The organism is Derxia lacustris (assembly GCF_002105195.1).
Taxonomy (GTDB): Bacteria; Pseudomonadota; Gammaproteobacteria; order Burkholderiales; family Burkholderiaceae_E; genus Derxia; species Derxia lacustris.
The window spans coordinates 24,087-39,016 of record NZ_MUHU01000003.1 but is presented as its reverse complement, the minus strand read 5'-3'; the positions used below and the strand labels follow the sequence as shown (position 1 = coordinate 39,016).

Annotated in this window: 12 protein-coding genes; 6 read left to right on the top strand and 6 right to left on the bottom strand. The window is 69.4% G+C overall.

Going from position 1 to position 14,930, the window contains the following annotated elements; genetic code table 11:
• Nucleotides 1-32 precede the first annotated feature (32 nt).
• The 4 genes from B9P64_RS05020 to B9P64_RS05005 all read left to right on the top strand — a co-directional run bounded on the left by B9P64_RS05020 (nt 33) and on the right by B9P64_RS05005 (nt 4,055).
• On the top strand, nt 33-413 hold the full coding sequence (locus tag B9P64_RS05020; RefSeq protein WP_085315150.1) for an HIT family protein: 381 nt from the start codon (nt 33-35) through the stop codon (nt 411-413).
• 115 nt (nt 414-528) lie between these two features.
• Entirely contained in the window at nt 529-1,875 is a 1,347-nt protein-coding gene (locus B9P64_RS05015; RefSeq protein WP_085315132.1) for an ammonium transporter, read from the top strand.
• A 49-nt stretch (nt 1,876-1,924) separates the two neighbouring features.
• Nucleotides 1,925-2,215 (top strand): hypothetical protein, encoded by a 291-nt coding sequence (locus B9P64_RS05010; RefSeq protein ID WP_085315131.1) that lies wholly within the window; start codon nt 1,925-1,927, stop codon nt 2,213-2,215.
• A 157-nt stretch (nt 2,216-2,372) separates the two neighbouring features.
• A complete protein-coding gene (locus tag B9P64_RS05005; protein WP_085315130.1) occupies nt 2,373-4,055 on the top strand; it encodes a hypothetical protein in 1,683 nt (560 codons plus the stop codon).
• Here the strand turns inward: B9P64_RS05005 and phoR are convergent.
• The 5 genes from phoR to rsmD all read right to left on the bottom strand — a co-directional run bounded on the left by phoR (nt 4,028) and on the right by rsmD (nt 9,081).
• Nucleotides 4,028-5,359, bottom strand: a complete 1,332-nt coding sequence (gene phoR / locus B9P64_RS05000; protein WP_085315129.1) for a phosphate regulon sensor histidine kinase PhoR — start codon at nt 5,357-5,359, stop codon at nt 4,028-4,030. The genes B9P64_RS05005 and phoR overlap by 28 nt on opposite strands.
• A 60-nt stretch (nt 5,360-5,419) precedes the next feature.
• On the bottom strand, nt 5,420-7,105 hold the full coding sequence (locus B9P64_RS04995) for a glycosyltransferase family 39 protein (RefSeq protein ID WP_139826152.1): 1,686 nt from the start codon (nt 7,103-7,105) through the stop codon (nt 5,420-5,422).
• A 575-nt stretch (nt 7,106-7,680) separates the two neighbouring features.
• Entirely contained in the window at nt 7,681-7,950 is a 270-nt protein-coding gene (locus tag B9P64_RS04990) for a YfhL family 4Fe-4S dicluster ferredoxin (protein WP_085315128.1), read from the bottom strand.
• A 13-nt stretch (nt 7,951-7,963) separates the two neighbouring features.
• Entirely contained in the window at nt 7,964-8,443 is a 480-nt protein-coding gene (gene coaD, locus B9P64_RS04985) for a pantetheine-phosphate adenylyltransferase (protein WP_085315127.1), read from the bottom strand.
• Nucleotides 8,440-9,081 (bottom strand): 16S rRNA (guanine(966)-N(2))-methyltransferase RsmD, encoded by a 642-nt coding sequence (gene rsmD / locus B9P64_RS04980; protein ID WP_085315126.1) that lies wholly within the window; start codon nt 9,079-9,081, stop codon nt 8,440-8,442. The genes coaD and rsmD overlap by 4 nt, the downstream gene beginning before the upstream one ends.
• Nucleotides 9,082-9,144: 63 nt before the next feature.
• On the opposite strand from rsmD, the gene ftsY reads away from it, so the two are divergent.
• A complete protein-coding gene (gene ftsY / locus B9P64_RS04975) occupies nt 9,145-10,314 on the top strand; it encodes a signal recognition particle-docking protein FtsY (RefSeq protein ID WP_085315125.1) in 1,170 nt (389 codons plus the stop codon).
• 8 nt (nt 10,315-10,322) lie between these two features.
• On the opposite strand, the gene prmC is transcribed toward ftsY, so the two are convergent.
• A complete protein-coding gene (prmC, locus tag B9P64_RS04970; RefSeq protein ID WP_085315124.1) occupies nt 10,323-11,180 on the bottom strand; it encodes a peptide chain release factor N(5)-glutamine methyltransferase in 858 nt (285 codons plus the stop codon).
• 699 nt (nt 11,181-11,879) lie between these two features.
• Here prmC and B9P64_RS04965 point away from each other — a divergent pair.
• Entirely contained in the window at nt 11,880-14,885 is a 3,006-nt protein-coding gene (locus tag B9P64_RS04965; protein ID WP_085315123.1) for a ribonucleoside-diphosphate reductase subunit alpha, read from the top strand.
• Nucleotides 14,886-14,930: the final 45 nt, after the last annotated feature.

Here is a 14,930-nt window from a genome sequence, read left to right as displayed (position 1 = left end):
GCGAGGGCGATGGCGGCCGGGTGCTGCTGCGCATGCCGCGCTGGCGGCTGGTGCTGGTCGAGGACAGCGCCTTTCCGGGCTATGTGCGCATCGTCTGGAACGACCATGTGCGCGAGTTCAGCGACCTCGCGCCGGCCGACCGCGTGGCGCTGATGGAAGTCGTCGCCACCGTCGAGCGCGTGATGCTCGCGGTGCTGGCGCCCGACAAGATCAACCTCGCGGCCTTCGGCACGATGGTTCCGCATCTGCACTGGCATGTGATCGCGCGCTTTGCCGACGACAGCCACTGGCCCGATGCCATCTGGGCACCGGCGCGGCGCACGGAGGCCGGCCCGCGCTGCACCGCAGCAGGGCTGCGCGTGACGGAATTCACGCGGCAATTGCTGGACGCACTCGAAGCGCACTCGGACTGAAAGCTCCCGGCGAGGGCATGGAGCTTGCTGAAGCCGGACTGGTTTTTCATAGGATGGGCGGGCAGGCGCCCATCGGCCAGCGGCGCGGCAAGCGTCGGGTTTTGTCCGAGTCACCATGCAAACAACAATTCCGCGGGCGACGCCAGTCGTACGTCCGTTGCGGCCGACCGCCGCACTCCTCGCATTCTTCCCGGCGCTCTCCCTTGCCGACGACGCCGCCAACAGGCCGCACACGGTCGGCTTCGATGCCATCAGCAGCGGCGACAGCGCCTGGATGCTGGTGGCCACGGCGCTGGTGCTGCTGATGACGCTGCCCGGACTGGCGCTGTTCTATGCCGGCATGGTCCGGCGCAAGAACGTGCTGACCCTCTGCCTGCACACGCTGGCGTGCTGCTGCGCGGTGACGCTGCTGTGGGTGGTGGCCGGCTACAGCCTGGCCTTCACGCCGGGCGACACGCCCTTCCTCGGCGGCTGGCAGCGGCTGCTGCTGCACGATCTGGTCTATCTCAAGGATGCGGCGCGGCTGAGCGTGAGCCATCTGGCGCCGACCATCCCCGAGTCGGTGTTCGTGATGTACCAGCTCACCTTCGCGATCATCACGCCGGCGCTCATCGTCGGCGCCTTTGCCGAGCGCATCCGCTTCGGCGCGATGCTGGCCTTTCTGGCGCTGTGGTCGCTGCTGGTCTATGTGCCGGTGGCGCACTGGGTCTGGGAGCCGAGCGGCTGGCTCGCCAGCCTGGGCGCGCTCGACTTTGCCGGCGGCACGGTGGTGCACATCAATGCCGGCGCGGCGGGTCTGGCCTGCGCCTGGATGCTGGGGCCGCGGCGCGGCTATGGCTCCGAGCCTTTCGTGCCGTTCAACCTCGGCTTCACGCTGACCGGCGCGGCGCTGCTGTGGGTCGGCTGGTTCGGCTTCAACGCCGGTTCGGCGCTGGCGGCGGACGGCCGGGCCGGCATGGCGATGCTGGTCACGCATGTGGCGGCGGCGGCGGCCACGCTCACCTGGCTGGCGATCGAATGGATGGCCAAGGGCCGGGTCACGCTGCTGGGCGGCTGCTCGGGCGTGGTGGCCGGGCTGGTGGCGATCACGCCGGCATCGGGCTTCGTCGGGCTGGGCGGTGCGCTCGGCATCGGCGTGCTGGCCGGCATCGGCTGCTTCTGGGGCGCCACCCAGCTCAAGCATCTGCTGCGCGCCGACGATGCGCTCGACGTGTTCGGCATCCACGGCATCGGCGGGCTGATCGGCGCGCTTGCGACCGGCGTGTTCAACGCGCCGGCGCTGTCGGGCGCGAGGACCGATGTGCTTACCCAGGCCATCGCGGCCTTCGCCACGCTCGGCTACAGCCTGGTCGTGTCGCTGCTGCTGCTCAAGCTGATCGATCTGGTGATCGGCCTGCGCGTGAGCGCCGAGCAGGAAGACCTCGGCCTCGACCTGGCGCTGCACGGCGAGCAGGTGGCCTGAACCGCATCGGCGCCGTCGAGGCGTGCATCTGACCCAGAGGAGCATCGAGATGGAACCGGAAATCGACAGCGTCACCCTCGCTGTGGCCGCGCGCATGCATGTGGCGCTGCGCCGCAAGACCGGGCGCGTGACCGACACCGAGTGGATGGCGACCAATCCCGACTACACGCGCGAAGTGCTGCGGCTGGCGCGCATCGCCGACGATGCCGAGCTGGACGCGATCGCGGCGCGGCTGGAGGCGGCGGTGTTCAAGGGCAACGGCGCGGCCGCGTCCGCCCGCCGTGCCACCGAGGCGGCGGGCGCGCCGACCCAGGGCCGCTACGTCGGCAGCCTGCGCTGAGCTTTCTGGCGGACGACCCTGTCCCACGCTGGGCGGGTGCCGCTGGCCGGTCGGCTGCCATGGGGCGACGCTCACTGTCGTCGCCGCCCGAATACGCGAAACTGCCGAAATCGAATCGGGCTTTCCGATTTGTCGTTTTGCGGGCGGGATTTCGGGCGTGGCATCCATCGACAACATACTTTTCACCGACGCGACCGCGGTCCAGCACTGGCTGAATCGTGCCCTGTCGCAGGAGCCCGAGCGCTGGGTCGATCAGGCCGAGGCCGGGCTGGTGTCGGTCGGTCAGGGACCGCAGGCGGGCATCGCCCAGCTGGCGGCGCTCGAAACCCTGCGCCTGCCGCTGATCGAGGCGCTGCGCTCGCTGGCGCGCGAATCGGCCGGCCGCGCGCTGCCGCTCGACGAGATGCAGACCGCCGCGCTGCTGCGCGCGCTGCGCATCCTCGGCGCCCTGCGCGATGCCTATTCGCGGCTGGTGGACGGCGCGGCCGATGCCCCGCAGGCGCCGCCCTCGCGCGAGAACGCCGCCACCGACCGGCGCGGCCGTGAACTGCCGCCGCCGCCCGATGTGCTGGCGGTGTTCGGCGTGCAGCAGCGCAGCGTGTCGCCGCGCGCCATCGCCATCCAGCGCGCCATTGCGGCCCAGATGCAGGCCATGCTCTGGTGCCTGCGCGCGCATGTGGACATGCCGCAGCGCGACTGGGATCTGCTGGTGCGCCTCGCCAAGCTGGCGCGCCAGCACGGCGCGGTCGATGCACCGGTGACCGATCCGGCCTTTCCCGACATCGTGCTCACGCCGCGCGCGGCGGCCGCCAGCGTGGCGCTGCTGATGCTGGCCGATCCGGGCGCGCTGCCGCTGGCCGAATACGAAGTGGCGCGCGACCTGGCGCTGCGCAATGCCCACAAGATCAAGCTGCGGCTCGATTCGGGCGACAGCGCGGTCGAGGCCTCGGTCTGGCCGTCGGTGCGCGCCACGCCGCTCGAAACCTTCCGGCTCGACACCCGGCCGCTGGCCGATGTCATCAAGCGCTATGTGGCCGAACTGGGTGCCGGCATGGCGCCGGCCAGTCTCGGGCTCACGCGGCGGCTGGCGTCGGGCGCGCTGATCGGCGTGCTCAACCGGGTGCAGGAGCGCTGGCGCACGCCGGCGCCGGCGCCGCTGGTCTGGCGCAAGCCGCTGGCGCCGCAGGCGCTGGTGGTGCCGACGCTGCATCGCATGCTCGGCGCGCTCGGCAAGGGCGGGCGGGCTGCCGGCGGCGCGATGGTCGATCGCGGCACCTCGGTCTACCAGTACCGCCGCCACGATGTGGACCGCGTGGCCGGCGTGCGCAGCACCGATGCCGCCAAGCGCCGCTTCGACGACATCTTTGCGGTTGCCGAAAGCTGGAACCTGGACGGCGAGAACGCCGCCGGGCTGTCCGGCCGGCGCGATGCCGGCATGCCGCGGCTCAATCACGATCAGCTGGTGGCGGTAAGGCTCGGCGGCGACGACAAGGGCGCGCCGCTGTTCGCGGTGGTCGAGTCGCTGATGCAGGCGATGCCGGACGGCGGCGAGCGCGGCGTGGCCCAGGCCTTGCGGCTGCGACTGCTGCTCGGCGCGCCGGCGGTGGTCAGCATCAAGCTCGACGGCAATACCTTCGAGGAGCTGTTCATGCTGGTGCCGCCCGCGCCGGTGGCGGGCGTCGACGCGGTCGGCCCGACGCTGATACTGCCGGTCGGCCGCTGGCGCGAAGGCAGCGAGACCGATGTGATGTTCGACGGCCGGACCCTGCGCGTGCGGCTCGGCAAGCTGCTGTTCCGCGGCCTCGACTTCGATCAGGTCACGTTCGTCGAGCTGGGCTGAAGCCGGCGCACCCGGGCCACGCGCTCGGGCGGGAAGGCCACGGTCATCGTCGTGCCGACACCCACCTCGCTGGCGATGCGCAGCTGCGCCTCATGGCGCGACAGCGCGTGCTTGACGATGGCCAGCCCCAGCCCGGTGCCGCCGGTCTCGCGCGAGCGGCCGCGATCCACCCGGTAGAAGCGCTCGGTCAGCCGCGGAATGTGCTGCGGCGCGATGCCGATGCCGGTATCGGCCACGCTGAACAGCAGCTCGGGCAGCTGGCCGTCGGGCGCCGGCGGCACCGCCAGCCGCACCGCGATCCGGCCGCCATCGGGCGTGTAGCGGATGGCGTTGGAAATCAGGTTCTCGAAGGCGCTGGCGATCTCGCCCTCCACGCCCAGCAGCACTACGCCGGGCTCGACCGCAAAGTCGATGTCGTGGCGCCCGCCGCTCAGCGAGCGCGCCGCCTGCGCCAGCCGCTGCATCAGCGGATCGAGCTCGACCCGGCTGTCGCGCGGCGCATCGGTGCCGGCCTCCAGCGCCGACAGCGTGAGCAGATCCTCGACCAGATGGCGCATGCGGCCGGCCTGGTCGCTCATCAGCGCCAGAAAGTGGCGCGTCTGCTCGGGCGGCATGTCCTCATGTTCGGCCAGGGTTTCGAGGAAGCCGGCCAGCACGGTGAGCGGCGTCTTCAGCTCATGCGACACATTGGCCACGAAGTCGCGCCGCATCGTCTCCAGCCGGTCGACCTGGGTGATGTCGCGCGCCAGCAGCAGCCGCTGGCCCTCGCCGTATTCCACCAGCTGGATCGAATAGAGCCGCGCGCCGTCGCGCGTGAGCCGCAGCGCGAGCGGCCGGCTCCAGTCGCCGTGTTCGAGATAGCCGGCGAATTCGGGGCTGCGGACCAGATTGGTGATGGCGCTGCCGGTATCGGCATGCAGCTTCAGGCCGAGCATCGCGGCGGCATTGGCATTGCACCAGACGATGTGGTTGTCGCTGGTCAGCGTGACCACGCCCTCGGGCAGCGCCTGGGCCGCGCGGCGAAAGCTCAGCAGCGCATTGGTCACCTGCTGCAACTGCTGCTGCTGGGCCCGGCGCTGGCGGTAGAGCAGGGCGAACACGTCGTCCCACATGCCGATGCCGCGCGGCACCGGCTGCTCGGGATCGTCGAGCCAGCGCGCCAGCCGCGCGAGCCGGGCGCTGCCGTAGATCCAGGCGGCCAGCGCCAGCGCGAATCCGAAGCCGAAGCCCAGGGCCGGCCCGAGGCTCGCGACAAGCGCACCGACGAAGCTGGCGATCAGCAGGAACTTGAACAGGCTTTGCATTGCGGGCCGGCGCGACGAACGAAAGCGCGCATGGTAGCCGCGCCCGCCGACGCGTCGGTGTCAGCGCGGATTGCGCAGCCAGCTCGGCAGGTTGCGCCGGTCCTTCACCACCGACAGCGTGGCGCCCACGCGCTGCACCCGGCCGATCACATCGCCCTTGAGCGCGTTGTGGCAGTCGAGCTGGGTGGTCGACAGGAAGAAGTCGGCGCGGCGCCAGTCGCGGGTGACGCGGAACTGCGGCGACAGATAGGCCGCCGCCTGCGCGCCCTCGGCGCAGACCGCCACCTGATAGGGCTCGCGCACGGTGCGGCCCTCGCGGCGCACGAAATCGTTCAGCTCGCCGGCCGCCTCGCGCAGGCTGGTCGACCAGTAATCCGACTCGTAGCGCGTGCTGGCCTGGGCCGTGCCGCCGGCAAACAGCGTGTTGTAGGCCACGTATTCATAGGGATGCAGCCGCAGCAGCAGCGTGGCCTGCGCCAGGCAGAGCCCGGCCAGCGTCGCCACCACCGCCCAGGCCATCAGAGGCCGGCGGAACAGCGCGCGCCAGGCCAGATGCCAGCCGCAGGCCGCCAGCACCGCCGCCACCGGCACGATGAACAGGAAATGGCGCAGTCCGTTGTAGAGCGGCGGCGCCTTGAGCCAGGCGAAGCCGAGCGGAAACAGCAGCGCCAGCAGCACCGGGAACAGCACTAGCGCCCGCCGGCGATCCTCGGGCGCGGCCGGGCGCCAGTGGCGTGCCGCCGCCACGCCCCACCACGCCAGCGCGCCCAGGCCGGCGAGCAGCACTTCGGGCATCCGCACCAGGAAGTAGGTGGGCAGGTAGCGGCCCGGCACCTGATCGAGCGCCAGCGTCTGGCCGTCGAGGACGGTGAACATGCCGAACGAGAAGTGCGAAAAGGTGTGCGCCGCCTCGGCCAGATGCCCGAGGTCCATCACCGCCCACGGCCAGCACAGCGCCGACACGGCAAGACAGGCGGCCGCCGCCGGCAGCAGCGCCAGCACCGAGCGACCGGCGAATTCGATCTTGGCGCGCAGCCCGGCCGGCGCGGTCAGCAGCAGCGCCATGCCGAGCGTGGCCAGTACATACATCACCGCAAACACGGCGCCGACACGCATGCCGAAGGCCGCGCCGATGGCCAGCCCGAGCTTGAGCGCGAGCGCCAGCGGCGGCCGGGGCAGCAGCGGCGCGATGCGCACCGTGTAGTACAGCGCCCAGGTCATGAAGGCGGCGAACGGCACATCCTTGGTGTGGGTGAACAGCGCACCGGTCCAGGCGCCGGTCAGACCCAGCAGCACCGCCGCCGCCACGCCCACCTTCTCGCTCGCGATGTGCCGGCCGAGCCGCCAGACGGCGACCATGCCGAACAGCCCGAACAGGCCCGACAGCAGATGACGCAGCTCCCACACGCTGGCGCCCTGCACATCGAGCGCGCTCGCCAGCCAGGCCGCGACCAGATCGAACAGGCCGCCGTACAGGTAGAGATTCTTGTAGCCGAAGGCAAACCGGTCGTCGAAGCCCGAGCGGTAGAAGTCGAGCAGCAGCTGGCCGTAGGTGTGCTGCACCGGCTCATCGTTGCTGAGTGCCACATCGCCGTAGCAGAACAGCACATACAGGCCGAGCGCGCAGAACAGCGCCCAGCTTGCCGTGCGGGTCCAGCCGAGGGATTGCCAGGCACTGGCGCGCCAGGGTTGCGGCGGCGCGGGAAGGGTTCGGCCGCCCGACTGGGCGAAGCCGAGGCTGGTCATGACTGACCGGAGGAGATTGGGAATCATGGGGGGCTGGGGCCAGCGCTCGATGAGGGCGCGGTCCGGCGCCAGACGGTAAACCTGCGAGAGGTTGGGGGAGACGCGCGGGCCTCTGGCCAAACCGCAACGCCTCCGGTTTCACGCAGCGCCGCGCGCGAATTCTACAAGCGGGCCGATTGTCGCAATCGGACGAAAACCGGCCGAAATGTAGTCATTGGCTGACGAACGTGGGGCGAATCGCCCGCTATGCGTGATGCTGCACTGCAGCGTGCGCCAGTGTCCGTCACCAGGGCGCCAAACTTGTATCGGGGCTTGCGCAGGTCTGCCCAAGGCAGCCGTCGGGCGCGGCGCATGTTCGTGGCATGGGGCTTGCTGGTATGGTTTCGACGGGTTCGAGGTTGTGACAATTCCAACCTCTGTGTCATTTTGGCGACAGCTTGGCGTCGCCAAATCATCCCCACGGTTCTCCACGATGTCGGGTAGCAAGGTCTGAAGGCAAGCGCTGATCGAAGGCGCCCGACAATTGCAGACCGCTGGTCGCGAAGCGACCGGCGGTCTTTTTTTCGTCTGCGGTTTCAGCCTGCGCTGCTGTCGGCGGCCTCGCGCTTCAGGCGTTCGGCCTTGGCTTCGAGTTCGTCGCGGGTTTCGACGTGGGCCGGATCGAGCGGGATGCATTGCACCGGGCAGACGATCTGGCACTGCGGCTCATCGTGATGGCCGACGCATTCGGTGCATTTGCCTGGGTCGATCTCGTAGATCTCGTCGCCGAGCGAGATGGCCGAGTTGGGGCAGACCGGCTCGCAGACGTCGCAGTTGATGCATTCGCTGGTGATCTTGAGTGCCATGTGACCGTGCCGCTCAGCGACCGCTGCGTTCCTGCAACCAGCGCTCGACGCTCGGGAACACGAACTTGGAAACGTCGCCGCCGAGCTGGGCGATCTCGCGCACGATGGTCCCGGAGATGAACTGGTACTGATCGCTCGGCGTGAGAAAGAGGGTTTCCACGTCTGGCAGCAGATAGCGGTTCATGCCGGCCATCTGGAACTCGTATTCGAAGTCGCTCACGGCGCGCAGCCCGCGCACGATGACGCGCGCGCCCTGGGCTCGCACGAAGTCCTTCAGCAGGCCGCGAAACGGCTCGACGGTGACGTTGGGATAGTGCGAAAGCACCTCGCGCGCGATGGCGACGCGGTCTTCGAGGTTGAAGTAGGGGCGCTTGTTGACGCTGTCGGCGACGCCCACGATGACGCGTTCGAACAGGCCCGAGGCACGTCTGACGAGGTCTTCGTGGCCACGGGTCAGCGGATCGAAAGTGCCCGGATAGACCGCGGTGATCATGTTGTCAGGCTCCCTGGGGGCAGATCGGCACCCGCGCCGTCGGGCGGCGGGCAGGACAAAAGATGATAGTGGACTTGCCCGGCACGATCATGGCGCAGGGTTGCCAGCCCGAGTTCGGCGGCGAGCGGCGTGATGTCGTCCTCGGCCTCGACATAGATGCGGCCGCCCGGACGCAACAGCTGTAGCGCCAGCGGCAGGCTGCGCTCGATCCAGCCGTCGCGGAACGGCGGATCGAGGAAGACGAGATCGAAGCGCTCGCCATCGCGCGCGGCGCGCTCGGCATGCACGAGGGCGTCGGCGGCGAGGGCCAGAATCGTGCCGGCGCCGAGCTTGCCGGCGAGTGCGCGGATCGAGGCGATGGCGGCGCGCGAGCGATCGACGGCGACGACCCGCGCCGCGCCGCGCGAGGCGGCCTCGAACGACAGTGCGCCGCTGCCGGCGAACAGATCGAGGCAGCTCAGGCCGTCGAGCTGCTGGCCGAGCCAGTTGAACAGGGTTTCGCGCACGCGGTCTGGCGTGGGGCGCAGGCCTTCGCCCTCGGGCACGGGAATGGGGGTGCGCTTCCATTGGCCGCCGATGATGCGCAGGCGGTGGCTGGCGCCGGCGGCGGCAGTGCGCGGGCTTCGGGCTGGTTTCATGGCCGGGATTCTAGGCAAGGTGGTCGGCTAGAATCCGCGATTACCCTGCGGCGACCCCTCCCCATGTTCGGATTTTTCAAGCGCAAGCTTTTTGGCGACAAATCGGCGGACAAGACGACCGCGGAGCCGGCTGCTGCACCGGCAGTGCCGCCCGCTGTCGAGCGCGCGGCGCCGGCGGCGGTCGATGCGCCGGCGGTGGCGCCCGCTGCCGCTGCTGCCGCGATCCCGTCGGTGCCGGCAGCAATCCCGGCGGCGCCGGTGGCCGAGCCGGTCGCGGCGCTGGCGCCCATCGCCGAGCCCGAGCCGACCCAGCGCAAGTCCTGGCTCGGCCGGCTCAAGGCCGGTCTGTCGCGCACCGGCCAGTCCATTTCCATGCTGTTCGTCGGCGCCAAGGTCGACGATGCGCTGCTCGAAGAGCTGGAGTCGGCGCTGCTGATGGCCGATGCCGGCGTCGAGGCCACGCAACTGCTGCTCGACCGGCTGCGCCGGCGCGTGAAGGACGACAAGATCGTCGATGCCGAGCAGGTGCGCGTGGCGCTGCGCGAGCTGCTGGCCGAGCATCTGCGCGTGCTCGAACGGCCCTTCGTGCTCGACGCCGCCAAGCCGCTGGTGGTGATGGTTGCGGGCGTGAACGGCGCCGGCAAGACCACCAGCATCGGCAAGCTCGCGCGCCACATGCAGGCGGCCGGCTGCAAGGTGCTGCTGGCGGCCGGCGACACCTTCCGCGCTGCCGCGCGCGAGCAGTTGCAGATCTGGGGCGAGCGCAACAACGTGCATGTGATCGCGCAGGAAAGCGGCGATCCGGCGGCGGTGGTGTTCGACTCGATCCAGGCCGGCGCGGCGCGCGGCATCGACGTGGTCATCGCCGACACGGCCGGCCGGCTGCCGACCCAGCTGCATCTGATGGACGAGCTGCGCAAGATGCGCCGCGTGGCGACCAAGGCGATGGCCGGCGCGCCGCACGAGGTGCTGCTGGTCATCGACGGCAATACCGGCCAGAACGCGCTGGCCCAGGTCAAGGCCTTCGACGATGCGCTCGGGCTCACCGGCCTCATCGTCACCAAGCTCGACGGCACGGCCAAGGGTGGCGTGCTGTGCGCGATCGCCGCCGGCGGGCTGCCTGGCAGCCGCATCGCGCGGCCGATTCCGGTGTACTTCATCGGCGTGGGCGAGAAGCTGGAGGATCTCCAGGCGTTCTCGGCCGACGAGTTTGCCGAGGCGCTGCTGGGCTGAGCGCGGCTTCAGCCGGGCCGGCGCCCGACGCTGATGCGCTCGATGCCGGCCAGATCGCGCGCGCTGGCCACTTCTTCCAGGCCGGCTTGCGTCAGCAATGAACGCACCGCCGCCGACTGGTCATAGCCGTGCTCGATGCCGACCCAGCCGCCCGGCAACAGATGCGTTTCAAGCCCGGCGACGATGGCGCGGATGCAGCTGAGCCCGTCGCGCTGGTCGGTGAGCGCGCCGGCCGGCTCGAAGCGCAGATCGCCTTCGGCCAGATGCCGGTCGCCGGCGGCGATGTAGGGCGGGTTCGACACGATCAGCCCGAAGCCTTCGTTGCCGAGCGCGGCGGTCCAGTCGCTGCGCAGCAGCCTGACGCGGCCCGGCGCATGGCGCGCGGCATTGGCGGCTGCCACTTCCAGCGCCTCGGCCGACAGGTCGACCGCCCACAGCTCCAGATCGCGCCGCTCGGCCGCCAGCGTCACCGCGATCGCGCCCGAGCCGGTGCCCAGATCGAGCACGCGTGCGCCGGCGGGCGCATGGGCCAGCGCCCATTCCACCAGCAGCTCGGTTTCGGGGCGCGGGATCAGTACTCGCCGGTCCACCGCGAAGGCGCGGCCGAAGAATTCACGCTGCCCGACCAGATAGGCCACCGGCTCGCCCGCGCGACGGGCCGCCGCCAGCGTCGCAAAGCGCGCCTGCGTCGCCGCATCGACCGCGTCCTCGTCATGCGCGATGAGCCAGGCGCGCGAGCGACCGCTGGCATGGATCAGCAGTGCCAGTGCATCTGCGCGGTCGAGGCCGGCGGAGCGCAGCAGGCCGCGGTAGTCGGCGGCGGGCGGGGGCGGATCGGCGGGAAGGGCGCGCGGACGCTCGGACATGGCGGCGGTGGTGAGTGGCTGGGACTAGTGTGATGCGCAGCCGGCCCGGTACCGGGCCGGCCAGAGCGCGCTTGCCGGTCATCGGCACGACGCTCCTGCGCGTCGGGCGGCCGGTCAGGCCGGCGGGCGCTTGCCATGCACAGGCAACGCACAGGCTGCACACCGATTGTCCCATGCTCATCCACAGCTCATGCACAGCAGCGGCGCGCGCAACTGCTTGATGCAATGGGAAAACTGGGCCGGCCGCCCATGTTTTGGGCAGCGCCGTCACAAGCTGGCGGTCCCGGCGATCGGGGGCAATCCCGGGGCTTTCCGGCGGTCCTCCAAACTTGCGAGGGTGGGCGCTGGGTACTACAATTAGTAGATCGACAAAGCGCAAACACTACCCCTAGTGTTTGGCTGTCGAGGCGAACTTTTCCGGCCCAGTCGCTGTCCGCGCTATTTCATGGTTTGGCATGAGCGTGCCGGGCAGGCGTCCAGCAGCTGCGCGCCGCCGGATCGGAATACCGCGCTCATCGTCGTTTCCGCCGTGCCGGGCGTCGTTCGGCACTCCGCCGAACCTGCATTTCAGATCGATCTTTTTCGCAATGCGCTTGCCGCTTCCGCCCCGCGTGGGGCTGGCATCGCCAGCGCATTCACACCCATTTCCGCGCAGGGCGCCCGTCGCGCCGCGCCGATGTGTCTTTCCCAGGAGACTCCATGGATCAACTGACCCAGCCGATCGACCCCAGCGATGTCAGCTCCGCTGCCCGCGCCTATCCGTCCGAATCGGGCGTGAATTCGGCGCGCGCCACGTCCTTCGCCGAGTACCGCGTGATCCGCCGCAACGGCGCGGTCGTCGCGTTCGAGCCGTCGAAGGTGGCGGTGGCCATGACCAAGGCTTTCATCGCGGTCAACGGCGGTCAGGGCGCGGCCTCGGCACGCGTGCGCGAAGTGGTGGAAACGCTCACGCGCGACGTGGTCGCCGCGCTGCTGCGGCGCCAGCCGGCCGGCGGCACCTTCCACATCGAGGACATCCAGGATCAGGTCGAGCTGGCACTCATGCGCTCGGGCGAGCATGAAGTTGCGCGCGCCTATGTGCTGTACCGCGAGCGCCGCTCTGCCGAGCGTGCCGCCCAGCATCAGGAGCAGGTCGCCACCGGCGGCATCAGCGTCACCGACAACGGCGTCAAGGTGCCGCTGCCGATGGGGCAGCTCGAAGCCATCGTGCGCGCCGCCTGCGAGAACCTGGGCGATCAGGTCGCGGCCGAGCCGATCCTCAAGGAGACCGTCAAGAACCTGTACGACGGCGTGCAGATGGACGAGGTCTTCAAGTCGATGGTGCTCGCCGCGCGCGCGCTGATCGAGAAGGACCCGGCCTACAGTCAGGTCACGGCGCGCATCCTGCTGCACACCATCCGCAAGGAAGTGCTGGGCGAGGAAGTGCTGCAGGGTGCGATGGCCACGCGCTATGCCGAGGTGTTCCCGCAGTTCATCAAGGCTGGCGTCGAGGCCGAGCTGCTCAACCCCGAGCTGCGCAATTACGACCTCGGCCGCCTCGCCGCCGCGCTCGATCACACGCGCGATCTGCAATTCGGCTACCTCGGTCTGCAAACCCTGTACGACCGCTACTTCCTACATGTGCGCGAGCGCCGCATCGAGCTGCCGCAGACCTTCTTCATGCGCGTGGCGATGGGCCTCGCGATCAACGAGATCGACCGCGAAGCGCGCGCCATCGAGTTCTACAACGTGCTGTCGAGCTTCGACTTCATGAGCAGCACGCCGACGCTGTTCAACTCGGGCACGCTGCATTCGCAGCTGTCGTCGTGCTACCTGTCCACCGTCACCGACGACCTCGACGGCATCTACGAAGCGATCAAGGACAACGCGCTGCTGGCCAAGTACGCGGGCGGCCTCGGCAACGACTGGACGCCGGTGCGCGCGCTCGGCTCGCACATCAAGGGCACCAACGGTCAGAGCCAGGGCGTCGTGCCCTTCCTCAAGGTGGTCAACGACACCGCCGTGGCGGTGAACCAGGGCGGCAAGCGCAAGGGCGCGGTCTGCTGCTATCTCGAGACCTGGCACCTCGACATCGAGGAGTTTCTGGACCTGCGCAAGAACACCGGCGACGACCGCCGCCGCACTCACGACATGAACACGGCGAACTGGATTCCCGACCTGTTCATGAAGCGCGTGATGGAAGGCGCCGACTGGACGCTGTTCTCGCCGTCCGACACGCCCGATCTGCACGACAAGGTCGGCAAGGCCTTCGAGGCCGCCTACACGCGCTACGAAGCCAAGGCCGCCGCCGGCGAACTCAAGCTGCATCGCAAGATTCCGGCGCTGCAACTGTGGCGGAAGATGCTCGGCATGCTGTTCGAGACCGGCCATCCGTGGATCACGTTCAAGGACCCCTGCAACATCCGCTCGCCGCAGCAGCATGTGGGCGTGGTGCACAGCTCCAACCTCTGCACGGAAATCACGCTCAACACGAGCGAGACCGAGATCGCCGTCTGCAACCTGGGTTCGGTGAATCTCGTGGCGCACATGAAGCGCACCGATGACGGCCGCATGGTGCTCGACCACGCCAAGCTGCGCCGTACCGTCGGCATCGCCATGCGCATGCTCGACAACGTCATCGACATCAACTACTACGCGGTGCCCAAGGCGCGCAACAGCAACCTCAAGCACCGTCCGGTCGGCCTCGGCATCATGGGCTTCAGCGATTGCCTGCACCTGATGCAGACGCCCTACGGCTCGCCCGAAGCCGTGGCCTTCGCCGACACGTCGATGGAAGCGGTGTGCTTCCAGGCCTACTGGGCCAGCACCGAGTTGGCCGCCGAGCGCGGCCGCTACAGCAGCTATCGCGGCTCGCTGTGGGATCGCGGCATCCTGCCGCAGGACACGCTGGCGCTGCTGGCCGAAGAGCGCGGCGGCTATGTCGAAGTGGACATGAGCAGCTCGCTCGACTGGGACGGCCTGCGTGCCCGCATCCGCGAATACGGCATGCGCAACAGCAACTGCGTGGCCATCGCGCCGACCGCGACCATCAGCAACATCATCGGCGTGTCGGCCTGCATCGAGCCGACGTTCCAGAACCTGTACGTGAAGAGCAACCTCTCGGGCGAGTTCACGGTGGTCAACGACTACCTCGTGCGCGACCTGAAGAAGCTGGGGCTCTGGGACGAAGTGATGGTGTCGGACCTCAAGTACTTCGACGGTTCCTGCGCCAAGATCGACCGCATTCCGGCCGAGCTGCGCGCCATCTATGCGACGGCGTTCGAGGTGGAGCCGAAGTGGATCGTCGAAGCCGCGTCGCGTCGCAGCAAGTGGATCGACCAAGCCCAGTCGCTCAACATCTACATGGCCGGCGCCTCGGGCAAGAAGCTCGACGAGACCTACAAGCTGGCGTGGCTGCGCGGCCTCAAGACCACCTACTACCTGCGCGCGTTGTCGGCCACCAGCGCCGAGAAGTCGACCGGTCGCGGCGGCGAGCTGAATGCGGTGTCGAGCGATGGCGGCGCGGGCGGCTATGGCGCCTCGGGCGCGTCCACGGGCGGCGTCGGCGCGGCATCGTCGGGTGGCTTCAATGCCGCTGCGGCGCTGCCGGTGGCGGCCGCAGCCGAGGTGCATGAACTCGTGCTGCCTGAACCCGAGATCGTCGGTCAGGTCTGCAATCTGCGGCCGGGCGATCCGGGCTTCTCGGACTGCGAAGCCTGCCAGTAAGCCGGCTGCGGTCGGCCGCCGGACGCGTTGGCAACGGCGCGTCCG

Excerpts from the sequence above, each read along its gene's own strand:
- B9P64_RS05020 (WP_085315150.1), top strand. The coding sequence starts at position 33 with ATGCCGCGCTGGCGGCTGGTGCTGGTCGAGGACAGCGCCTTTCCGGGC.
- rsmD (WP_085315126.1), bottom strand. The coding sequence starts at position 9,081 with ATGAAACCAGCCCGAAGCCCGCGCACTGCCGCCGCCGGCGCCAGCCAC.
- B9P64_RS05010 (WP_085315131.1), top strand. The coding sequence starts at position 1,925 with ATGGAACCGGAAATCGACAGCGTCACCCTCGCTGTGGCCGCGCGCATG.
- coaD (WP_085315127.1), bottom strand. The coding sequence starts at position 8,443 with ATGATCACCGCGGTCTATCCGGGCACTTTCGATCCGCTGACCCGTGGC.
- prmC (WP_085315124.1), bottom strand. The coding sequence starts at position 11,180 with ATGTCCGAGCGTCCGCGCGCCCTTCCCGCCGATCCGCCCCCGCCCGCC.
- B9P64_RS04995 (WP_139826152.1), bottom strand. The coding sequence starts at position 7,105 with ATGACCAGCCTCGGCTTCGCCCAGTCGGGCGGCCGAACCCTTCCCGCG.
- phoR (WP_085315129.1), bottom strand. The coding sequence starts at position 5,359 with ATGCAAAGCCTGTTCAAGTTCCTGCTGATCGCCAGCTTCGTCGGTGCG.
- B9P64_RS04965 (WP_085315123.1), top strand. The coding sequence starts at position 11,880 with ATGGATCAACTGACCCAGCCGATCGACCCCAGCGATGTCAGCTCCGCT.
- B9P64_RS05015 (WP_085315132.1), top strand. The coding sequence starts at position 529 with ATGCAAACAACAATTCCGCGGGCGACGCCAGTCGTACGTCCGTTGCGG.
- ftsY (WP_085315125.1), top strand. The coding sequence starts at position 9,145 with ATGTTCGGATTTTTCAAGCGCAAGCTTTTTGGCGACAAATCGGCGGAC.
- B9P64_RS04990 (WP_085315128.1), bottom strand. The coding sequence starts at position 7,950 with ATGGCACTCAAGATCACCAGCGAATGCATCAACTGCGACGTCTGCGAG.